Raw genomic sequence first — 17,089 nt, 5'->3', positions numbered from 1 at the left:
CTTCATCGCATCGTTCCTCAAGATTACCTCAAGTTTGCTCATTCGCATGATACGCGGCCGTGCGCGTATGCCCGGCGCAACAATGTTAACCATCAGGCACATGGTGGCGCCCGGCGCCGCCGCCTGCCCTTGCCGGCCCGCTAGCCCGGCCGGCGCGGCCCACTGTCGGCGGCCGCGGTGGGTGACATTTTCGCGACATTATTTCCATGGAGTAAAAATATTCGGGTGTTTATCCCCTTAAATTGATTCCATGAAGCAATATATACACATGCGACTTGCATGGCCCATCACTCTGACAAGGGCACGCATGCGGGGCAGCACGGTCAGTGGATCTCGTCACCGATCCAAGCAATTTCATTCGCATTGCCACGGAGAATTCTATGCAGCCAACGATCAAACCGCTCTGTCTTTTCGTCATGCAGGCGCTGTCCTGCTTCGCCTACGCCGCCGTTCCCGATGCGGCCCTGCCGCCGGAACCGGCCGCGCTGGACGCCGCGCCAGCGGCATCGGCCAAGCCGCCAGCGCCGCCAGCCTCCGCTCCGGCCGCGATCGTGGTCGAAACCTTCGGCCGTGGCCAAAGCCGCCAGGTCCAGAACATTTCGCGCACTGAATTGAGCAAGCTGTTGCCGGGCACCAGTCCGCTCAAAGCGCTCGAACGCTTGCCGGGCGTGAGTTTCCAGGCCGCCGATGCGTTCGGCATCTACGAATGGTCGGTGCGCTTCAATGTGCGCGGCTTCAGCCAGAGCCAGCTCGGGTTTACCTTGGATAATGTCCCGCTGGGCGACATGAGCTACGGTAACAACAACGGTTTGCAGATCACCCGCGCGGTGTCCTCCGAAAACGTGGTGCGGGTGTCGCTGTCGCAAGGCGCCGGCGCACTCGGAACGGCATCGACCAGCAACCTGGGCGGGACGGTACAGTTCGTAATGCAGGAGCCGAACGACGAGTTCGGCACCGCCGTGGTCCAGACCGTTGGCGAAAACGCGACCTCGCGCACCTTCGCGCGCCTCGATTCTGGCGAACTCTCCGGTGGCGGCAAGTTCTACCTGAGCGCAACGCGCCAGCGCGCCGGCAAATGGAAGGGTGAGGGCTCGCATGACCAGGAACAGTTCAATTTCCGCTTCCAGCAACCGATAGGCGACCATACACTGAGCGGCTTTTATAACTATTCCGACCGCATCGAGCGCGACTACCAGGATCTGTCGCTCGCCATGCTGCCGAAGGTGGGCTACGACTTCGACTACTATGCGCCGGACTGGGAGCGTGCCGTGGCGGCCGCGCGCGGCGTCTACACCGGCGGCGTCACTACCAAGGATGATGCGTATTTCCTTGGGCGCGGCCTGCGCAAGGATGGCCTCGGCGGGCTGACGCTGGACCTCGACTTCGGCGCCGGCCTCGGCTTCAAGGGCACGCTCTACACCCACAAGCACCAGGGGCAGGGCCACTGGTACACGCCGTACGCGGCATCCTCGGCAACGGTGCCGATGTCGATCCGCGCTTCCGAGTACGACATTCACCGGCGCGGCGTCGTGCTGGACTTGAGCTGGGAGCGCGGCATGCATGCGCTCAAGGCGGGCATGTGGGCCGAGAGCAATTCCCACGATTTTTCGCGCAATTTCTACGCGGTGGGCGGTCCGGAAGATACCGGCCATTTCCTCACCAACCCCAGCTCGCGCGCATTTTTCCAGAGCTTCGACACCAGCACGCGCCAGTTCTACCTGCAAGATACGATCTCGATGGCCGATGGCCGCTTCAAGGTCAATGCCGGGTTCAAGAGCCCCAAGGTGAGCATCGACGCGACCAGCGTGCTCGGCACGCGGGCAGCCGGTTCGATCACGGCCGAAAAAAGCTTCCTGCCCCAGGCCGGCGTGATCTATGCCTTGAACAAGGACGACGAAATCTTCGGATCGGCGTCGAAGAACATGCGCGCCTACCAGCCGGGCGCGGCCGGGCCGTTTTCGCAGACCCAGGTGGCGTTCGACCTGGGCAAGGCCAATCTCAAGCCGGAAACCTCGACCTCGGTCGACCTTGGCTACCGCTTCCGGCGCAATGCGCTGCAAGGCTCGGTTGCGGTATATCGGGCCGACTTCAGCGACCGCCAGCTCAGCGTGGCCACCTGCAGCGGCATCGCGGGTTGTCCGAGCACCCTGGTCAACGTGGGCAAGGTGCTCACCACCGGCATGGAGGCGAGCGCCATGTGGAAAATGAGCAAGGACTATTCGTGGTTCAACTCGGTGACCTATAACGACTCGACCTACAAGTCGAACTATATGGACAACGGGGTACTGGTCAAGGCCGCCGGCATGCAGGTCGTCGATACGCCGCGCACCATGCTCAGCTCCGAACTCAATTACGAAAGCAATCATGTCTTCGGCCGGGTCGGGGTCAAGTACACGGGCAAGCGCTACTACACCTTCCTCAACGATGCGGGCGTCGATTCTTACCTGATGGCGTCGATGTCGGCGGGCTACAAGCTCAAGTCCGTGTGGCGCCTCAAGGATGTCACGTTCCAGCTGCACGTGAATAACCTGTTCGACAAGCAATACATCAGCACCATCGGATCGAACGGTTTTCTCAAGTCCGATCCGAACGGCACGTATGCGACCTTGCTGACGGGGGCGCCGCGTCAAGTGTTTTTCTCGATCGGGGCCAAAATCTAGGGACGCGAGAGGAAGCGCCAGACGGAAAAAGCCCGCAAGCGAACCTGCGGGCTTTTTGTCTATTCTTGGTAGGCCGTGCGGGATTCGAACCTGCGACCAACGGATTAAAAGTCCGCTGCTCTACCAGCTGAGCTAACGACCCAAGGTAAAACCGGTCAAAAAAAGCAGTGGCGATCGCTCGCAACTGCTTGGTTTGCTTACTGCGAATTCGTGGTAGGCCGTGCGGGATTCGAACCTGCGACCAACGGATTAAAAGTCCGCTGCTCTACCAGCTGAGCTAACGACCCCGAAAGAGGCAATATTATAGCTGGCGATTTCGATTTCCGCTAGGAAGTTTTGCAACAGCTGTCGCGGACCCTGTTGTTCAGGTCAACTTGGCTGTCACCTTGAGCACTTCTTCGGCCGTGGTCACGCCCTCGATGATCTTGTACGCGCCCGCAATGCGCAGCGGTTTCATGCCATCGCCCACGCTCTGCCTGCGCAGGGCGGCCAGGTCGGTCTCCTTGCCGATCATGTTGGTAAAGCCCTCGGTCACGGTCAGCAGTTCGTACAGGCCGGTACGGCCGCGGAAACCGGTCTGGCGGCATTCCGGGCAACCGATCGGGCGGTATACCACCGCCGGCTTGGGAATGTTCCAGGAGCCGCCGATGCTGTCCCACACGTCGTCGTTGAGTTCGCCGCCCGGCGCCTTGCACAGCACGCACAGGGTGCGCACCAGGCGCTGCGCCATGATGCCGATCAGCGTCGCTTCCAGCAGGTAATGCGGCACGCCCAGTTCCAGCAGCCGCATCACGGCCGAGGGCGCATCGTTGGTGTGCAGGGTCGACAGCACCAGGTGGCCGGTCAGGGCCGCCTGGATCGCCATCTCGGCCGTGGCCAGGTCGCGGATCTCGCCGACCATGATGATGTCGGGATCTTGCCGCATCAGCGCGCGCACGCCATCGGAAAAGCCCAGGTCCAGGCCCGACTGCACCTGCATCTGGTTGAACGAGGGCTCGACCATCTCGATCGGGTCTTCCACCGTGCACACATTCACTTCGGTGGTGGCGAGCGCCTTGAGCGTCGTGTACAGGGTCGTGGTCTTGCCCGAACCGGTCGGCCCGGTCACCAGGATGATGCCGTGCGGGCGCGTGGTCAGAGAGTCCCAGCGCGTCGCGTCGTCCGGCGGAAAGCCCAGTTCGGGCAGGGTCTTGACCACCACTTCCGGATCGAAAATCCGCATCACCAGCTTTTCGCCGAAGGCGGTCGGCATGGTCGACAGGCGCAGCTCGACTTCCTGGCCGCCGGTAGTACGGGTCTTGATGCGCCCGTCCTGCGGGCGGCGCTTTTCGATCACGTCCATGCGCCCGAGCAGCTTGATGCGCGCCGTCATGGCGATCATCACCACCGCCGGCACCTGGTACACCTGGTGCAGCACGCCATCGATCCGGAAGCGCACCGAGGCGATCTCGCGCTTCGGTTCCAGGTGGATGTCGGAGGCGCGCTGCTCGAAGGCGTACTGCCACAGCCAGTCGACGATGTTGACCACGTGCTGGTCATTGGCGTCGAGCTTGTTCGACTTGCCCAGTTCGACCAGTTGCTCGAAGTTGTTGCGCAGCGCCAGGTCCTGGCCCTTGGACTTGTTGGCATCCTTGATCGATTTGGCCAGGCTGAAAAACTGCGAAATATATTGCGAGATTTCGAGCGGATTGGCCATCACCAGCTCGATCTTGCGGCGCGACACCTTCATGATCTCGGCTTCCCACTCGATCGAGAATGGGTCGGCGGTGGCCACCACCAGTTTGGTGCCGCTCAGTTCGACAGGAAGGATGTTAAAGCGCGCCGCGTAGCTCGCCGTCATCACATCGGCCACCTTGGTGAAGTCGATTTTCAGCGGGTCGATGCGGATGAAGGGTAGCCGCACCTTGCCTGCCGCCCATTCGGTCAGCACATCGAGCGTGAGCAGGTGGTGCGGGGGCAGGGCGGAGACCAGCTTGCACTGGGCCACGGCCGACAGGGGATGCATGGACCCGGCCGCCGTCTTCAGGATGCCCTGGGCCTGGGCATAATTGCCCTTGACGTTGGCCTTTTCCACGATGCCATCGGCCAGCAGCCATGAAAAGATGGCTTGCAGGTCGAGCGATTTGGGGGCACTGCGCTTGGGCGCCGCGCTGCTGATCGTATGTTCTGCGTTCAATCCGTTTTCTCCCTTGGGCAGTGCAAATTACTTAGCCGCCAGCATGCCCTTGACCCAGGATTTGGCCGGCAATTTGGTCGCCGTCACGATCTGTGCGGCACGCGCAGCGAGCGCTTCCGGATCGATGACGGGGCGTTGTTTGAAGCACAGGGCGACGATGTTGCCGTCGTGGACTTCCGGCAGGCAGATCACATGGCCAAAGGCGAATTTCATCGCCTTGATATTGCGTGCGAAGCTGGGATGGTCGCCGAACAGGTTGACCGTCATCATGCCGCCGTCGCGCAGGCAAGCGTTGCAAGCCTGGTAGAACTCGGGCGTGTCGAGCACCGGACCGCGCGCGGTGGCGTCGTACAGGTCGCATTGGAGCACGTCGAAGGCAGCTTCGTTGACGGGATCGTTGACGAAGTCGAGCGCGTCCATTTCGAGCACGCGCAGGCGTTCGTCTTCCGGTGGCATCTTGAACATCGAGGCGCAGATCGCGATGACGGAGGGATTGAGTTCGACCGCCGTCACGCTCGCCTCGGGGAAGGTGCGGTAGCAGTATTTGGTCAGCGTGGCGGTGCCCAGGCCGAGCTGGGCGATGGCGCGCGGGGCCTCGATGAACAGCATCCAGGCCATCATTTGCTGCGCGTATTCGAGCTCGGGCCAGTCGGGCTTGCGGATGCGCATGGCGCCCTGCACCCATTCGGTACCGAAGTGCAGGTAACGCACGCCATCCTGCTCGGATAAGGTCACGGGCGCAAATTTGGGCTTACGGGCTGGACGGCGCGAGGATTCGGCCTGTTCGATGGATTTTCTTTTGATGAGCATAGGGCGCCTGATTCGATCGCCCATTATCGATGGAGGGCTTACCGGAGTGCAAGCGAAATGCGGGAATGGATGGCATGGCGCTGCCGTGGGAGGCCTTGCCCTCGCGCCAGGGCGGACCTGGGCGGGGGAAACGTTTCCGGAAGGAGGGGCTGGCGTTCACTTGGGCCGCCGCCGAGTGCCGCCTTGGCGCGGGGGCGACGCTTATCCGGGTTTCGCCGGCGCCTGGTGCGGGAAGCGGCGCCCTCAGCCGCTGCGGATTACTGGCCGTGTTCCGGCTCCACCGACACCCGCAGGCGGATGCGCTGGCCCGGATCGCGGTCCATCAGGCTGGTGTAGGTCTGGCCGCGGTAATCGTAGGTGACGTCATAGCCGGTGGTGCGCGACTCGTAGGCGTCGACCATGCGGCACTGGCGCACGGCTTGTTCTTGCGGGTACTGCGGCTGGCTCTGCACCGCGCGGCCATTGTTGCCGACCCGGTCGCCCACGACCGCGCCGGCAATCGCGCCGGCCGCCGTGGCCACCGCGCGGCCGCTGCCGCCGCCGACCTGGTTGCCCAGCAGCGCACCGGCGATGCCGCCGATGATGGCGCCGCCCGCGCTGCGCTCCTGCTGCTGCTGTTGCGCCGGCACTTGCACGTACTCGGTGCGGCATTCTTCGCGCGGCTGGCGGACTTGCTCAACCCGCGGCTGGACACGGATGACGCGGCCGTAATCGGCGAATTCGCTCGCCTGGGCGAACGGCAGGGCGCAGATGCCCAGCGCCGTCACGATCAGTTTGGTGTGCATGTTCATGGGATACCTCGTATGTAGGGTAAGACACTGTAAAGGGCTCTGAGTTCGGACACTGAGAACCACCATTGCATGGTATTCCTGTCGGAGCGCGCTGTGAAATCCGCATGGCAACAATTTGTAACAGCGAAGAACACCCGCCGCCCCAGGTCGCAGAATGGCCGGGCATTCTTCCCGCAGGGCTTACAAATTAGAGGGTTTATACAGAATTCGATCTGATTTATTACAAATATTGTGGTTCAAATCACATTCGGGTTGATTCAGTAACCACAAAACGTTACCCTTATACGATTAGGGGGTATATTGGCGGGTGGCAACGGTAGCAGGAGATCGGCGTTTTCCCCGGTAAACGCGACGCATCGGCAACAATAGAATAGAAATGCACCCGACCACACCAGGACGACTTGAGGGAAAAATGAGTTTGTTGATTACAGTGCCGCCCAATCTTGTGCAGTCCATCCGTGCCTTCCGTGTAGTGGAACTGCAAGAAGAAGCAGTCCTACTGGGACAGCATTTCCTGTACGCGCATTGCGCCGATACCCTGACCAAGCAGCAGGTGTGCGGCCGCATTGCCGAGAATTTTTACTTTCCCAAGCCTTGCGGCAAGAATTTCGATGCCCTGCGCGAGTGCCTGACCGATACCATCGGCAAGGCCGGTCCGCAGCCGGGCTTTATCGTCGTGCTCGAACAACTGCCGAATACGCAGAAATTCGACAAGGAAGCGCGCGAAACCCTGCTCGACGTGTTCCGCGATGCGGCCGACTACTGGGCCGAGAAAAAAGTGCCATTCCGCGTGTTTTACTCCTTCGAGTAAGCCAGCGCCGGCACGGCTGCGCGCCCGGCCTTCCGTAGCAGCTTCGTGCTGCGCTGCAACAATTGTACCCCGGTTTATTGGTCCGGCCAGCCGCTCAGGGTACAATGCGCGCTATGAAAAACATTGTGATCCTCATTTCCGGGCGCGGCAGCAACATGGAAGCCGTCGTCCATGCTGCTCGGGAAGAGCAGTGGCCGGCGCGCATCGCGGCCGTCATCAGCAACAAGGCCGACGCCAAAGGCCTTGAATTTGCCCAGTCGCACGGCATCCCGACCGCCGTGGTCGCCAACAAGGAATTCGCCACGCGCGAAGCGTTCGATGCCGCCCTGCGCGACACGATCGACCGCTTTGCGCCTGACCTGGTGGTGCTGGCCGGCTTCATGCGCATCCTCACGCCAGGCTTTGTCGCCCATTATGACGGGCGCATGCTCAATATTCATCCCTCGCTGCTGCCGCTGTTTCCCGGCCTGCACACCCACCAGCAGGCGCTCGACGCCGGCGTGGCCAGGCACGGCGCCACGGTGCATTTCGTCACCGCCGAACTCGATCACGGCCCGGCCGTGCTCAAGGCGGAAGTCGACGTGCTGCCGGGCGATACCGCCGACACCCTGGCCGCGCGCGTGCTGGTGCAGGAACACACGCTGTACCCGCGCGCGATCCGCCTGTTCGTCGAGGACCGGCTCAGCATCGACAACGGCGACGTTCGCATCGCCGAACCAACAAATAATTAACCAAGGAATACCATGAGATTGCCACCAGCGATACTCGCCAATACCGAAGAAGTATTGCGCGAGATCTTGCGTTTTTCGGCGCCCGCCGACTCCACTTTGTCGCGCTACTTCAAAGACCACCCACGCCTCGGTTCGCGCGAGCGCGGCGCCGTGGCGGAAGGCATTTACGCCATCCTGCGCAATAAATCCTTCTTTACCGACTTCGCCGAAGCGGGCGCCAGCCCGACCATGCGCCGCCTGACCATCCTCGGCCTGGCCGAAGCGGTGGGCGTCGATTCGCTGGGCGGCCTGACTGAGGAAGAAACCGAATTCCTGAACCGCATCCAGGAAATCGACCGCAACCTGATGCCGCCGCAAATGCGCTCGAACCTGCCGAAGTGGCTGTTCGACAAGTTCGTGGCCCAGTATGGCGAAGCCGAAACGCTGGCCCTGTCGCACGCCCTGAACCAGCCGGCCCCGCTCGACCTGCGCGTCAATTCGATCAAGGCCACGCGCGATGAAGTCGTCGCCGGCCTGGCCGAAGCGCCGATCGAAGCGATGCCGATGCCGTACGCGCCGCTCGGCCTGCGCGTGCTGAAAAAGCCAACCCTGCAAAACCTGCCGCTGTTTAAGAGCGGCGCGATCGAGGTGCAGGACGAGGGCAGCCAGGTACTGTCCCAGATCGTCGGCGCCAAGCGCGGCGAGATGGTGGTCGATTTCTGCGCCGGCGCTGGCGGCAAGACCCTGGCGCTGGGTGCGCTGATGCGCAACACCGGCCGTCTGTACGCCTTCGATATTTCCGAAAAGCGTCTCGCCAAGCTCAAGCCGCGCCTGGCGCGCAGCGGCCTGTCGAACGTGCATCCGGTGCAGATTGCGCACGAACGCGATGCCAAGATCAAGCGCCTGGCCGGCAAGATCGACCGCGTGCTGGTCGACGCGCCTTGCTCGGGCCTGGGTACCCTGCGCCGCAATCCGGACGTGAAATGGCGCCAGAAGGTGGAAGCCGTCGCTGAAATGCAGGAAAAGCAAGCCTCGATCCTGGACGGCGCGGCGCGCCTGCTCAAGGGTGGCGGCCGCCTGGTGTACGCCACCTGCAGCCTGCTGGACGAAGAGAACGACTTCATCGTCGAGCAATTCCTGGCGGCCCATCCGGAATTCGACCTGGTGCCGATGAGCAAAGTGCTGGCTGAGCAAAAGATCGACCTGGACATGGGCGACTACCTCAAGCTGCTGCCGCACAAGCACCACACCGACGGCTTCTTCGCCGCCGTGATGGAGCGCAAGCCAATGGCGCCGAAGCCACCGAAAGACAAGCCGGCTGACGAGATCGACGCCGACGCCGACGAATAACCCGCCCAGCGAGCCCCATGCCCTTATCGAACGTGCTGTCCGACCTGATCGAGGATTTCGACAAACCCAGCTTCCTGTACCAGGCTGGGGCCATCGTTGTTTGTATCGTATTGGGATGGGGGCTGGGTTACGCGATCCGGCGTGCCTGGCTGCGCGGCCGCTCCGGGAACGGGGTGGTGCAGATAGGGGTGGAAAGTTTCTCCTATGTGCTCAGCCCGCTGGCCGTGGTGGGCTTCCTGGCGCTGGCCAAATTGCTGTTCGTGGCGGAACGCTACAATGTGCACCTGCTGCGCCTGGCGCTGCCGCTGTTCGCGTCGCTGGCGCTGATCCGCCTGGCGTTTTACCTGATGCGGCGCGTGTTTGCGCGTCACGGCCCGGTCGGCGCCGCCATTCTCACCTTCGAAAAAATCTTCGCCATGCTGGTCTGGCTGGCGGTGGCCCTGTACATCGCCGGGCTCTGGCCGGATGTGTTCGAGTTCCTCGACGATACCAAGCTGCCGCTCGGCAAAAACAAGGTATCGATGGCGGCCATCCTGCAAGCCATCGTGTCGGTGGTGGTGCTGCTGATGCTGGCGCTGTGGGCTGGCGCGTCGCTGGAAGAGCGCTTGATGGGCGTGCAAGGCATCCATACCTCGTCGCGCGCGGTGATCGGGCGCATGAGCCGCGCCGTGCTGATCATTATTGCCGTGCTCGGCAGCCTGACCCTGGTCGGCATCGACCTGACCGTGCTGTCGGTATTCGGCGGGGCGCTCGGCGTCGGCCTGGGTCTCGGTATGCAAAAAATTGCCAGCAACTATGTGTCGGGCTTTGTCATCTTGCTCGAACGTAGCCTTGCCATCGGCGATATGATTTCGGTCGATAAATTCACCGGCAAAGTTACCCATATCAATACCCGCTACACCATCCTGCAAGGGCTCGATGGGGTCGAGACGGTGTTGCCAAATGAAATGCTCATTTCCGGGCCGGTACAGAACCAGTCGCTGTCGAACCGCTCGATCCGGGTGGCGACCACGCTCAGCGTGGCCTACGGCAGCGACCTCGATGTGCTGATCCCGCTGCTCGAACAGCAGCCGCACGGGGTCGAGCGCGTGCTCGACGATCCGGCGCCGGGGGTGTCGCTGACCAAGTTCGGCGCCGACGGCTACGACCTGGAAGTGGGCTTCTGGATCAGCGATCCGGAAAATGGCCGTGGCGGTGTTTTGTCTGAAGTAAACAGAAAGATTTACGCCCTGGTCCAGTCGGGCCAGATCAAGCTGGCGTATCCTTCGCGCGACACGCGACTGCTCGATGCCCAGATGGTGTCCGTGCTGGCCGGTATTTCTCGTCCGTAATTGAAATGATTGGTGACAATCGTACCGTGCGGTACGGTATCGTCGTAAAATGGCTCACTCGATCATTTCCATGCGGCATGGTCTGGATGGCAACGAACACCATTTTGGAGCGGTAATGAATTTGTTAAGCACCACCTTGAACGCTGTGCTCGATTTTATGACGACCGGCCTGGTTGGCCTGTCCGGCTGGGAAGTCGTGATTTATACGCTGATCGTGACCCATATCACGATTGCCAGCGTCACCATCTATTTACACCGCCACCAGGCGCACCGCGCGCTGGACCTGCATCCGATTCCAAGTCATTTTTTCCGTTTCTGGCTGTGGCTGACCACCGGCCAGGTGACCAAGGAGTGGGCCGCGATTCACCGCAAGCACCACGCCAAATGCGACACCGTCGAAGATCCGCACAGCCCGGTCACGCGCGGCATCCGCAAGGTCTTGTTTGAAGGCGCCGAGCTGTATCGCGCCGAATCGAAGAACCTGGAAACCATGGAGAAGTATGGCCACGGCACGCCGACCGACTGGATCGAACGCAATCTGTATACCCGTTTCAGCTGGCAGGGTGTGGCTTCCCTGCTGGTGATCAATTTCACGCTGTTCGGCGTGATCGGCGTGACCATCTGGGCGGTCCAGATGGCGTGGATTCCGATCACTGCGGCCGGCATCATCAACGGCATTGGCCACTACTGGGGTTATCGCAATTACGACTGCTCCGACGCGGCTACCAATATCATCCCGTTCGGCATCCTGATCGGCGGCGAAGAGTTGCATAACAATCACCACACCTTTGCCACGTCGGCCAAGCTGTCCTCGAAATGGTATGAATTCGATATTGGCTGGTTCTATATCCGCGTGCTGGAAACCCTGGGCCTGGCCAAGGTGAAGAAAGTGGCGCCGAAGCCGGCTTTTGAACATGGCAAGATGGTCGCCGACCTCGATACCTTGCAGTCGGTGATCGCCAACCGGTATGACGTGATGGCGAAATATGCCAAATCGGTCAAGCAGGCCTGGCGCGACGAGTTCGAGCACCTCAAGCACAAGGCCGAGCTGGAAGCGCGCTTCCTGAAGTCCTCGCGCAAGCTGTTGCAGCGCGAGCCGGGCAAGCTGGAAGATCCGCAGAAACAGCAATTGGTTGAGTTGTTCCAGCACAGCAAGGCACTGGAAACGATGCACCAGATGCGGGTGGAACTGGGCGCGATCTGGGAACGTTCGCATTTCACGCGCGACCAGTTGCTGCAGCAGTTGCAGGACTGGTGCACCCGCGCCGAAGCGTCGGGTATCAAATCGCTGCAGGAATTCTCGCTGCGCTTGCGCAGCTACGCATAGCACGCAACGTCTTTCTTTAGCCTCAAACTCAAAAACCGTCATTCCCGCGCAGGGCTAGGCGCCCCCACGGGAATCCAAGGCCTCTCAGATACGCGGAGGAAATTGGATTCCCGCCGACGCGGGAATGACGGTTTTGAGGTTGACGGTTCGCTTGCCGGCGGCAAGCCCGGCCTGTTTGTGATCATTCATCGTCGGACAAGCCCATGACCAAAAAAATCGCCATCCTGTTCATCTGCATGGCCAATTACTGCCGCTCGCCCACCGCCGAAGGCGTGTTTCGCAGCCGTGCCGCCGCTGCCGGCCTCGAACCCTTCCTGCTGATCGATTCGGCCGCTACCTCCAATTACCGCATCGGTTCCGCGCCCGACCCGCGTTCGAGCGAGCACGCCGCCCGCCGCGGCATCGACCTGAGCGGCCAGCGCGCGCGCCAGGTGACGCCGGCCGATTTCGAGAACTTCGACCATATCTACGCCATGGACCGCCACAACCTGGCCATGCTCGAAAGCGCCTGCCCGCCGCGCTTCCAGCACAAGCTCGGCCTGCTGATGGACTTTGCCACCCGCTCGGACTCGGACGTGGTGCCCGATCCGTACGGCGGCGATATCGATGGTTTCGAACTGGTCCTCGACTATATCGAAGACGCGTCGGACGGCTTGATTGCCAGCCTGCGCGAGCGCATCGCCAGGCACTGAGCCGGGCTCGCAATACAAAAGAGCCGCGCACTTGCGTGGGCGGCTCTTTCGGTACTGAAATCGGGATCGCGGATTACTTGATCTTGGTTTCTTTGTACATCACGTGCTTGCGTGCTTTAGGATCGAACTTCATGATCTCCATTTTAGCAGGCATCGTGCGCTTGTTTTTATCGGTAGTGTAGAAGTGACCCGTACCTGCGGTCGATTCCAGCTTGATTTTGTCGCGGCCAGTTTTTGCCATGATAGCTCCCTAATTAAACTTTTTCGCCACGGGCACGCATGTCGACCAGCACGGCATCGATGCCGACTTTGTCGATTACGCGCAGACCGGCGTTGGACAGGCGCAGGGAGACCCAGCGGTTTTCCGATTCCACAAAAATACGACGGTTTTGCAGGTTAGGCAAAAAACGACGCTTCGTTTTGTTGTTAGCGTGGGAGACGTTGTTACCAACCATCGGGCCCTTGCCAGTTACTTGGCAAACACGTGCCATAGCGCACTCCTTGAATATATCCAAAATTGGAAAAACAAGAGTATAGCGTGAAAAGCGAAGCTAAATCAATGACTTGTGAAAAACAATTGTGTCTTATTATCTGGTAGATTTAACAAATAAAGGGTTCGGTGCCGCTTACATCTGCCCATGCTCCGCGAACGAATGCACATGCGGCCCCGCCACCACGAAATGATCGAGCACCCGCACATCGATCAGCGCCAGGGCCTGTACCAGCGCGCGGGTCAGCAGCAGATCGGCCTCGCTGGGGTCCGGCGTGCCCGATGGGTGGTTGTGCGCCAGCACAATACTGGCCGCGTTGCGCGCCAGCGCCGCTTTCACCACCTCGCGCGGATGCACGCTGGTATGGGTCAGGGTGCCGCGAAACATTTCGTCGCAGGTGATCAAGCGATTTTTGACGTCCAGAAACAACACGAGGAAGGATTCATGCCGCTGGCGGCCCAGCTGCATGCGCAGGTATTGGCGCACCGCCTCCGGCGAACCGAGGATCGGGCCGCTCTCGAGGCGCTCGCCGATGGCGCGCTGGGCCAGTTCCATCACCGCCTGCAATTGCGCGAACTTGGCCGGCCCCAGCCCGTGCATCGCCGAAAACTGTACCAGGCTGGCGTCGAACAAGCCGTTGATCGAACCGAAACGCAGCAGCAGGTCGCGTCCCAGTTCGACCGCGCTTTTTCCGCGCACGCCCACGCGCAGGAACACGGCCAGCAATTCCGGATCGGACAGGGCCGACGCTCCCTCGCTGATGAGCCGTTCGCGCGGCCGCTGCTGTTTGGGCCAATCCTTGATCCCTCCCATCCACGTTCTCCACTGGTGCTGCAACGGCGCCTGATTGCCACCGTTCCGATTGGACCGCTGTGGAAGGCGCGAGTTCGACCGCTTAGGCGTTGTTGCACGGTGGCGAGAAGGACGAACTGGACGACCTTAGCTGGTGGGCATTTTTTTAAACACCAGATTTCGAACCTCATCGACTGCGATGCGAAATCCAGTTACCTCATTGCCTTTTCCTCGAATAAATTTAATGCCGGCCATAAAGCGCTTGTCGCCAGAAAACATATCCTGATTCGTTGGCTTGAATTTGACCGCGCCTACGCGGATATTACTGGCGGTAAGCGTGCCGGAGCTTGCATCAAGAACGAACGAAGAATTCAGTTCATCGCTGTAAAACACGCCTGTAAATTGTGTCAGCGCATCTTTTGTCTGTGGCATGGGCCGATATGATTCATATACGAGTGGATCGCTTTCTCCCATGATGTAGTGCACATTTTTTCCGGACTTGGTATCGACAAATTTGATGATGAATGTATCGTCCCCCTCTGCTTTCAGCTGGAAGACCGAGTCACCGAGCGGAATCAGCTCGCGGCCTTCTATACCCTCGGCCCTGCTGAAGTATAGAACGCCATCTTTCAGGTGAACCTTCGCAGAAATGGCCCGCACCGAACTCCAATAATCTCCCTCATATTTCTGCAATTGCCCGGGACGCAGCTTCACAGCCGCAATCTTGCTGTAGTCGATCGATTCGGGTTCGGGAAAATGGTCTTTCAAGAGCACGGTCGCCAAACGCATGCCGTAACTGCCACTGTACGCCAGCCCGGAACTCAATGTAATAACGGTGAAATCTTGGGCGGGAAAACGAAAAATAGAGCTCGCATACCCGCCAGAATTCCCCATTTGGTAGACTTTCGGTATTCCTCGCTCTTGGCCAATGTGCTGTTGCCCGTAGATCGAAATACTGCTCATATCCTTGATAACTGCGCCATTATCAAGCCGGATGGGCGAATCCAGCTGTTTGACCAATGACCTGACGCCAGGGTCCTGCGATGCAAGATGGGAGCGCCAGACGCCCAGGTCGCGGACGGATGTGTAAAGATTGGCCGGACCTGGCGCATTGCCGCGGTCGGCCTGATAGGCGCCGTTGTCACCAGGTCGGTACGGCACGGCCGTGTTTTCCAGGGGTAGACCGCTATCGTAGACAAATTGGGTGTTCGACATGCCAAGTGGGGAAAATATTCGATTCTTGCAGAATACGTCAAATGGTTCGCCTGAAACGGCTTCCACGACTTTGGCCAATAGTACGAGCCTGGTGTCGCCGCCTGGCGAAAATTCCTTTCCCGGTTTGAAGTTCAGTGCCTTTTGATTCTTAATCATCTTAAATATGGTCGTGTGCTGATCGGGTTCTCGTGATTCCCAGCCTGCCAAAGATTTCAGCACCTTGTATCCGTGCAGTCCGTCAGTCGAACTCAGCAAATGTCGGACGGTTATTTTCCCGCCGAAGCCAGGCATCTCAGGGAGGTAACTTCTGACATCTTCATCGAGCTTAATTTTCCCCTGTTCCTCCAGCATGAAAGTGGCAAAGGCGATAAATTCCCATGCGAGCCTGTCAACCTGAAATTTTGTATCGACAGTCGCCGGGATTTTGTATTCAAGATTGGCACTTCCGAAAGCCTTCTGGTAAATTGGCTTCCCGTTCCTCAAAGCAATGACTGTCAGCGCAGGCTTATTCGGGGAATTGACGTCGGCGAAAATTTTTTCGATGGCCAGTGCCGATGCAGGATCAATGTCAGTGTCGGCATATGCGGTCAATGAGAGCGATGCAATGCATCCGAGCATAAGGCATTTTGCCACTAAGAAGTTGCGTTTCATTGCGTCCGTCCTTTCAATTTTTTCGAATGGTGTTGATGACTTGGTGCGCGACGGAAGCCGTGGCCGAAGGGTCTTGTCCCGTTATGATATTGCCATCCACCACATAGAACTCCTCTCCCAATTTCTTTGAATGGACAAAATTGCCGCCATGTTTGCCGATTTCCTTGTCGATGGAAAATGGGAAGGTCTTGTAATAGTCAGCCTGCGTGTCTTCAAATATGTCGGAAAAACCGGTGACCTTCTTGTTCAAAAAGACTGACTTGCCGTTTCGATCTTTCAAAAGGGTAATGCCGGCAGTGCCGTGGCATACGGCGGAAATGATGCCGCCATTTTCGTAAATCCTGCTTGCGATATTCTGAATGCCTTTGTTTTCGGCAACCCCAAACATGGCCGAGCCGCCGCCGCTGTAATAGACCGCCTTGTATTCGTTAGCGTCAATCTGCTCCGGTTTGAATGTATTTTGCAGCAGGGTCATGAATGCAGCGTTATACAAGTATTCTTTCTGGGTTTTATCCGATGTCTTGATATACTCTAGTGGAATTGCGCCACCGCTGGGGCTGACAAAGTCCACCTGAAAACCGCTGCGCTTGAAGACATCGTAGGCTATGGCAATTTCTTCGAAATGATTTGCGGTATTCAGCCTGGTGCTGCCGTAGGTATGCTGGTTCGATGTGACGAACAGAATCTTGTTGCTTTGTTTGTCAACGTTTTTCCAGGTGTAGCTCTTATGTACGATCTTCCAGGAGCCCTGGTATTTCAGCAGCATGAAGTAGTCGCTATACAGCCTGTAATCAGGCATCAGAATTTCAACCTTTGCCGCAGCCGCATTGTTTTCGACGTCGATCGACAAAATTCGCCCGATGCGATTGATTTTCTTGCCGGGAGTTATATTTGCGATGTACTGCTCGCCGGAGCGTATGAGCAGCTGGTTGGCATCGTTGACGGTGTATAGCTTGAAATCCGGGTGAAAGACATTTCTTAACTTGGCGGGCTCGCCGTTCGCCGTTCCTTCCATGTAAGCCGTTAGCGTACTGGCTATTTGTTCAGTTTCTGTCGGGAGTTGTACGTCTGCGCTTGCACGCCCTGGCACGCAGAGAATGAGACAGGCACCGAAGACGGTGCTCAGGAAACGAAGTGGATTCATGAATCGACCTTAAGTTGTATACGTGGTTGTTCGGCCGCTGGCGGGTTAGGCTGGGCCTGATGAGAAGGTAAGGGAAATGCGCGCGCGTGCGGTCTGGAGCCATGATTTCGGACTCCGGATACATAATTTCGCAGCGAC

Annotated in this window: 15 protein-coding genes and 2 tRNA genes; 7 read left to right on the top strand and 10 right to left on the bottom strand. The window is 59.3% G+C overall.

The window, feature by feature from the left end; all coding sequences use genetic code 11:
* Positions 1–380: 380 nt before the first annotated feature.
* Entirely contained in the window at positions 381–2,660 is a 2,280-nt protein-coding gene (locus tag PO883_RS24155) for a TonB-dependent receptor (protein WP_289312013.1), read from the top strand.
* A 66-nt stretch (positions 2,661–2,726) separates the two neighbouring features.
* Here PO883_RS24155 and PO883_RS24150 read toward each other — a convergent pair.
* The 5 genes from PO883_RS24150 to PO883_RS24130 form a co-directional block, all read right to left on the bottom strand.
* Positions 2,727–2,802, bottom strand: a tRNA-Lys gene (locus PO883_RS24150).
* Positions 2,803–2,871: 69 nt separating this feature from the next.
* Positions 2,872–2,947: transfer RNA gene (locus PO883_RS24145), tRNA-Lys, on the bottom strand.
* 77 nt (positions 2,948–3,024) lie between these two features.
* Complete coding sequence (locus tag PO883_RS24140) at positions 3,025–4,665, bottom strand: GspE/PulE family protein (protein WP_308606107.1); 1,641 nt, start codon at positions 4,663–4,665, stop codon at positions 3,025–3,027.
* A 198-nt stretch (positions 4,666–4,863) separates the two neighbouring features.
* Positions 4,864–5,646, bottom strand: coding sequence for a methyltransferase domain-containing protein (locus tag PO883_RS24135; protein ID WP_289312012.1), 783 nt, complete (start codon positions 5,644–5,646; stop codon positions 4,864–4,866).
* A 257-nt stretch (positions 5,647–5,903) separates the two neighbouring features.
* The gene (locus tag PO883_RS24130; protein ID WP_289312011.1) at positions 5,904–6,437 is read right to left on the bottom strand and encodes a glycine zipper 2TM domain-containing protein; all 534 of its coding nucleotides are present in this window, start codon (positions 6,435–6,437) and stop codon (positions 5,904–5,906) included.
* A gap of 412 nt (positions 6,438–6,849) precedes the next feature.
* Here PO883_RS24130 and PO883_RS24125 point away from each other — a divergent pair, with 412 nt between their 5' ends.
* From PO883_RS24125 to PO883_RS24100, 6 genes are all read left to right on the top strand, one after another.
* Positions 6,850–7,248, top strand: a complete 399-nt coding sequence (locus PO883_RS24125) for a barstar family protein (protein ID WP_167087825.1) — start codon at positions 6,850–6,852, stop codon at positions 7,246–7,248.
* A 113-nt stretch (positions 7,249–7,361) separates the two neighbouring features.
* On the top strand, positions 7,362–7,979 hold the full coding sequence (gene purN, locus PO883_RS24120) for a phosphoribosylglycinamide formyltransferase (protein ID WP_289312010.1): 618 nt from the start codon (positions 7,362–7,364) through the stop codon (positions 7,977–7,979).
* Positions 7,980–7,991: 12 nt separating this feature from the next.
* The gene (locus tag PO883_RS24115; RefSeq protein WP_167087829.1) at positions 7,992–9,308 is read left to right on the top strand and encodes an RsmB/NOP family class I SAM-dependent RNA methyltransferase; all 1,317 of its coding nucleotides are present in this window, start codon (positions 7,992–7,994) and stop codon (positions 9,306–9,308) included.
* Positions 9,309–9,325: 17 nt separating this feature from the next.
* A complete protein-coding gene (locus PO883_RS24110) occupies positions 9,326–10,639 on the top strand; it encodes a mechanosensitive ion channel family protein (protein ID WP_289312009.1) in 1,314 nt (437 codons plus the stop codon).
* 115 nt (positions 10,640–10,754) lie between these two features.
* The gene (locus PO883_RS24105; protein WP_289312008.1) at positions 10,755–11,966 is read left to right on the top strand and encodes a fatty acid desaturase; all 1,212 of its coding nucleotides are present in this window, start codon (positions 10,755–10,757) and stop codon (positions 11,964–11,966) included.
* A 203-nt stretch (positions 11,967–12,169) separates the two neighbouring features.
* Entirely contained in the window at positions 12,170–12,658 is a 489-nt protein-coding gene (locus PO883_RS24100; RefSeq protein ID WP_289312007.1) for a low molecular weight protein-tyrosine-phosphatase, read from the top strand.
* Positions 12,659–12,731: 73 nt separating this feature from the next.
* Here the strand turns inward: PO883_RS24100 and rpmG are convergent, their stop codons facing one another.
* From rpmG to PO883_RS24075, 5 genes are all read right to left on the bottom strand, one after another.
* Positions 12,732–12,902, bottom strand: a complete 171-nt coding sequence (rpmG, locus tag PO883_RS24095; RefSeq protein ID WP_197422130.1) for a 50S ribosomal protein L33 — start codon at positions 12,900–12,902, stop codon at positions 12,732–12,734.
* A gap of 10 nt (positions 12,903–12,912) precedes the next feature.
* Entirely contained in the window at positions 12,913–13,149 is a 237-nt protein-coding gene (gene rpmB, locus PO883_RS24090; protein WP_054264245.1) for a 50S ribosomal protein L28, read from the bottom strand.
* Positions 13,150–13,284: 135 nt separating this feature from the next.
* Complete coding sequence (gene radC, locus PO883_RS24085) at positions 13,285–13,962, bottom strand: DNA repair protein RadC (RefSeq protein ID WP_289312006.1); 678 nt, start codon at positions 13,960–13,962, stop codon at positions 13,285–13,287.
* A 126-nt stretch (positions 13,963–14,088) separates the two neighbouring features.
* Positions 14,089–15,807, bottom strand: a complete 1,719-nt coding sequence (locus PO883_RS24080; protein WP_289312005.1) for a serine hydrolase — start codon at positions 15,805–15,807, stop codon at positions 14,089–14,091.
* A gap of 13 nt (positions 15,808–15,820) precedes the next feature.
* The gene (locus tag PO883_RS24075; RefSeq protein ID WP_289312004.1) at positions 15,821–16,951 is read right to left on the bottom strand and encodes a nuclear transport factor 2 family protein; all 1,131 of its coding nucleotides are present in this window, start codon (positions 16,949–16,951) and stop codon (positions 15,821–15,823) included.
* Positions 16,952–17,089: the final 138 nt, after the last annotated feature.

The sequence above is a fragment of the Massilia sp. DJPM01 genome, from assembly GCF_030348125.1.
Taxonomy (GTDB): Bacteria; Pseudomonadota; Gammaproteobacteria; order Burkholderiales; family Burkholderiaceae_D; genus Telluria_A; species Telluria_A frigida.
This window is presented reverse-complemented; position numbering and strand designations above follow the sequence as displayed.

Bases quoted from the DNA above. Each gene is read 5' to 3' on its own strand.
- PO883_RS24155 (WP_289312013.1), top strand. From the start codon at position 381: ATGCAGCCAACGATCAAACCGCTCTGTCTTTTCGTCATGCAGGCGCTG.
- PO883_RS24140 (WP_308606107.1), bottom strand. From the start codon at position 4,665: ATGCATCCCCTGTCGGCCGTGGCCCAGTGCAAGCTGGTCTCCGCCCTG.
- PO883_RS24135 (WP_289312012.1), bottom strand. From the start codon at position 5,646: ATGCTCATCAAAAGAAAATCCATCGAACAGGCCGAATCCTCGCGCCGT.
- PO883_RS24130 (WP_289312011.1), bottom strand. From the start codon at position 6,437: ATGAACATGCACACCAAACTGATCGTGACGGCGCTGGGCATCTGCGCC.
- PO883_RS24125 (WP_167087825.1), top strand. From the start codon at position 6,850: ATGAGTTTGTTGATTACAGTGCCGCCCAATCTTGTGCAGTCCATCCGT.
- purN (WP_289312010.1), top strand. From the start codon at position 7,362: ATGAAAAACATTGTGATCCTCATTTCCGGGCGCGGCAGCAACATGGAA.
- PO883_RS24115 (WP_167087829.1), top strand. From the start codon at position 7,992: ATGAGATTGCCACCAGCGATACTCGCCAATACCGAAGAAGTATTGCGC.
- PO883_RS24110 (WP_289312009.1), top strand. From the start codon at position 9,326: ATGCCCTTATCGAACGTGCTGTCCGACCTGATCGAGGATTTCGACAAA.
- PO883_RS24105 (WP_289312008.1), top strand. From the start codon at position 10,755: ATGAATTTGTTAAGCACCACCTTGAACGCTGTGCTCGATTTTATGACG.
- PO883_RS24100 (WP_289312007.1), top strand. From the start codon at position 12,170: ATGACCAAAAAAATCGCCATCCTGTTCATCTGCATGGCCAATTACTGC.
- rpmB (WP_054264245.1), bottom strand. From the start codon at position 13,149: ATGGCACGTGTTTGCCAAGTAACTGGCAAGGGCCCGATGGTTGGTAAC.
- radC (WP_289312006.1), bottom strand. From the start codon at position 13,962: ATGGGAGGGATCAAGGATTGGCCCAAACAGCAGCGGCCGCGCGAACGG.
- PO883_RS24080 (WP_289312005.1), bottom strand. From the start codon at position 15,807: ATGAAACGCAACTTCTTAGTGGCAAAATGCCTTATGCTCGGATGCATT.
- PO883_RS24075 (WP_289312004.1), bottom strand. From the start codon at position 16,951: ATGAATCCACTTCGTTTCCTGAGCACCGTCTTCGGTGCCTGTCTCATT.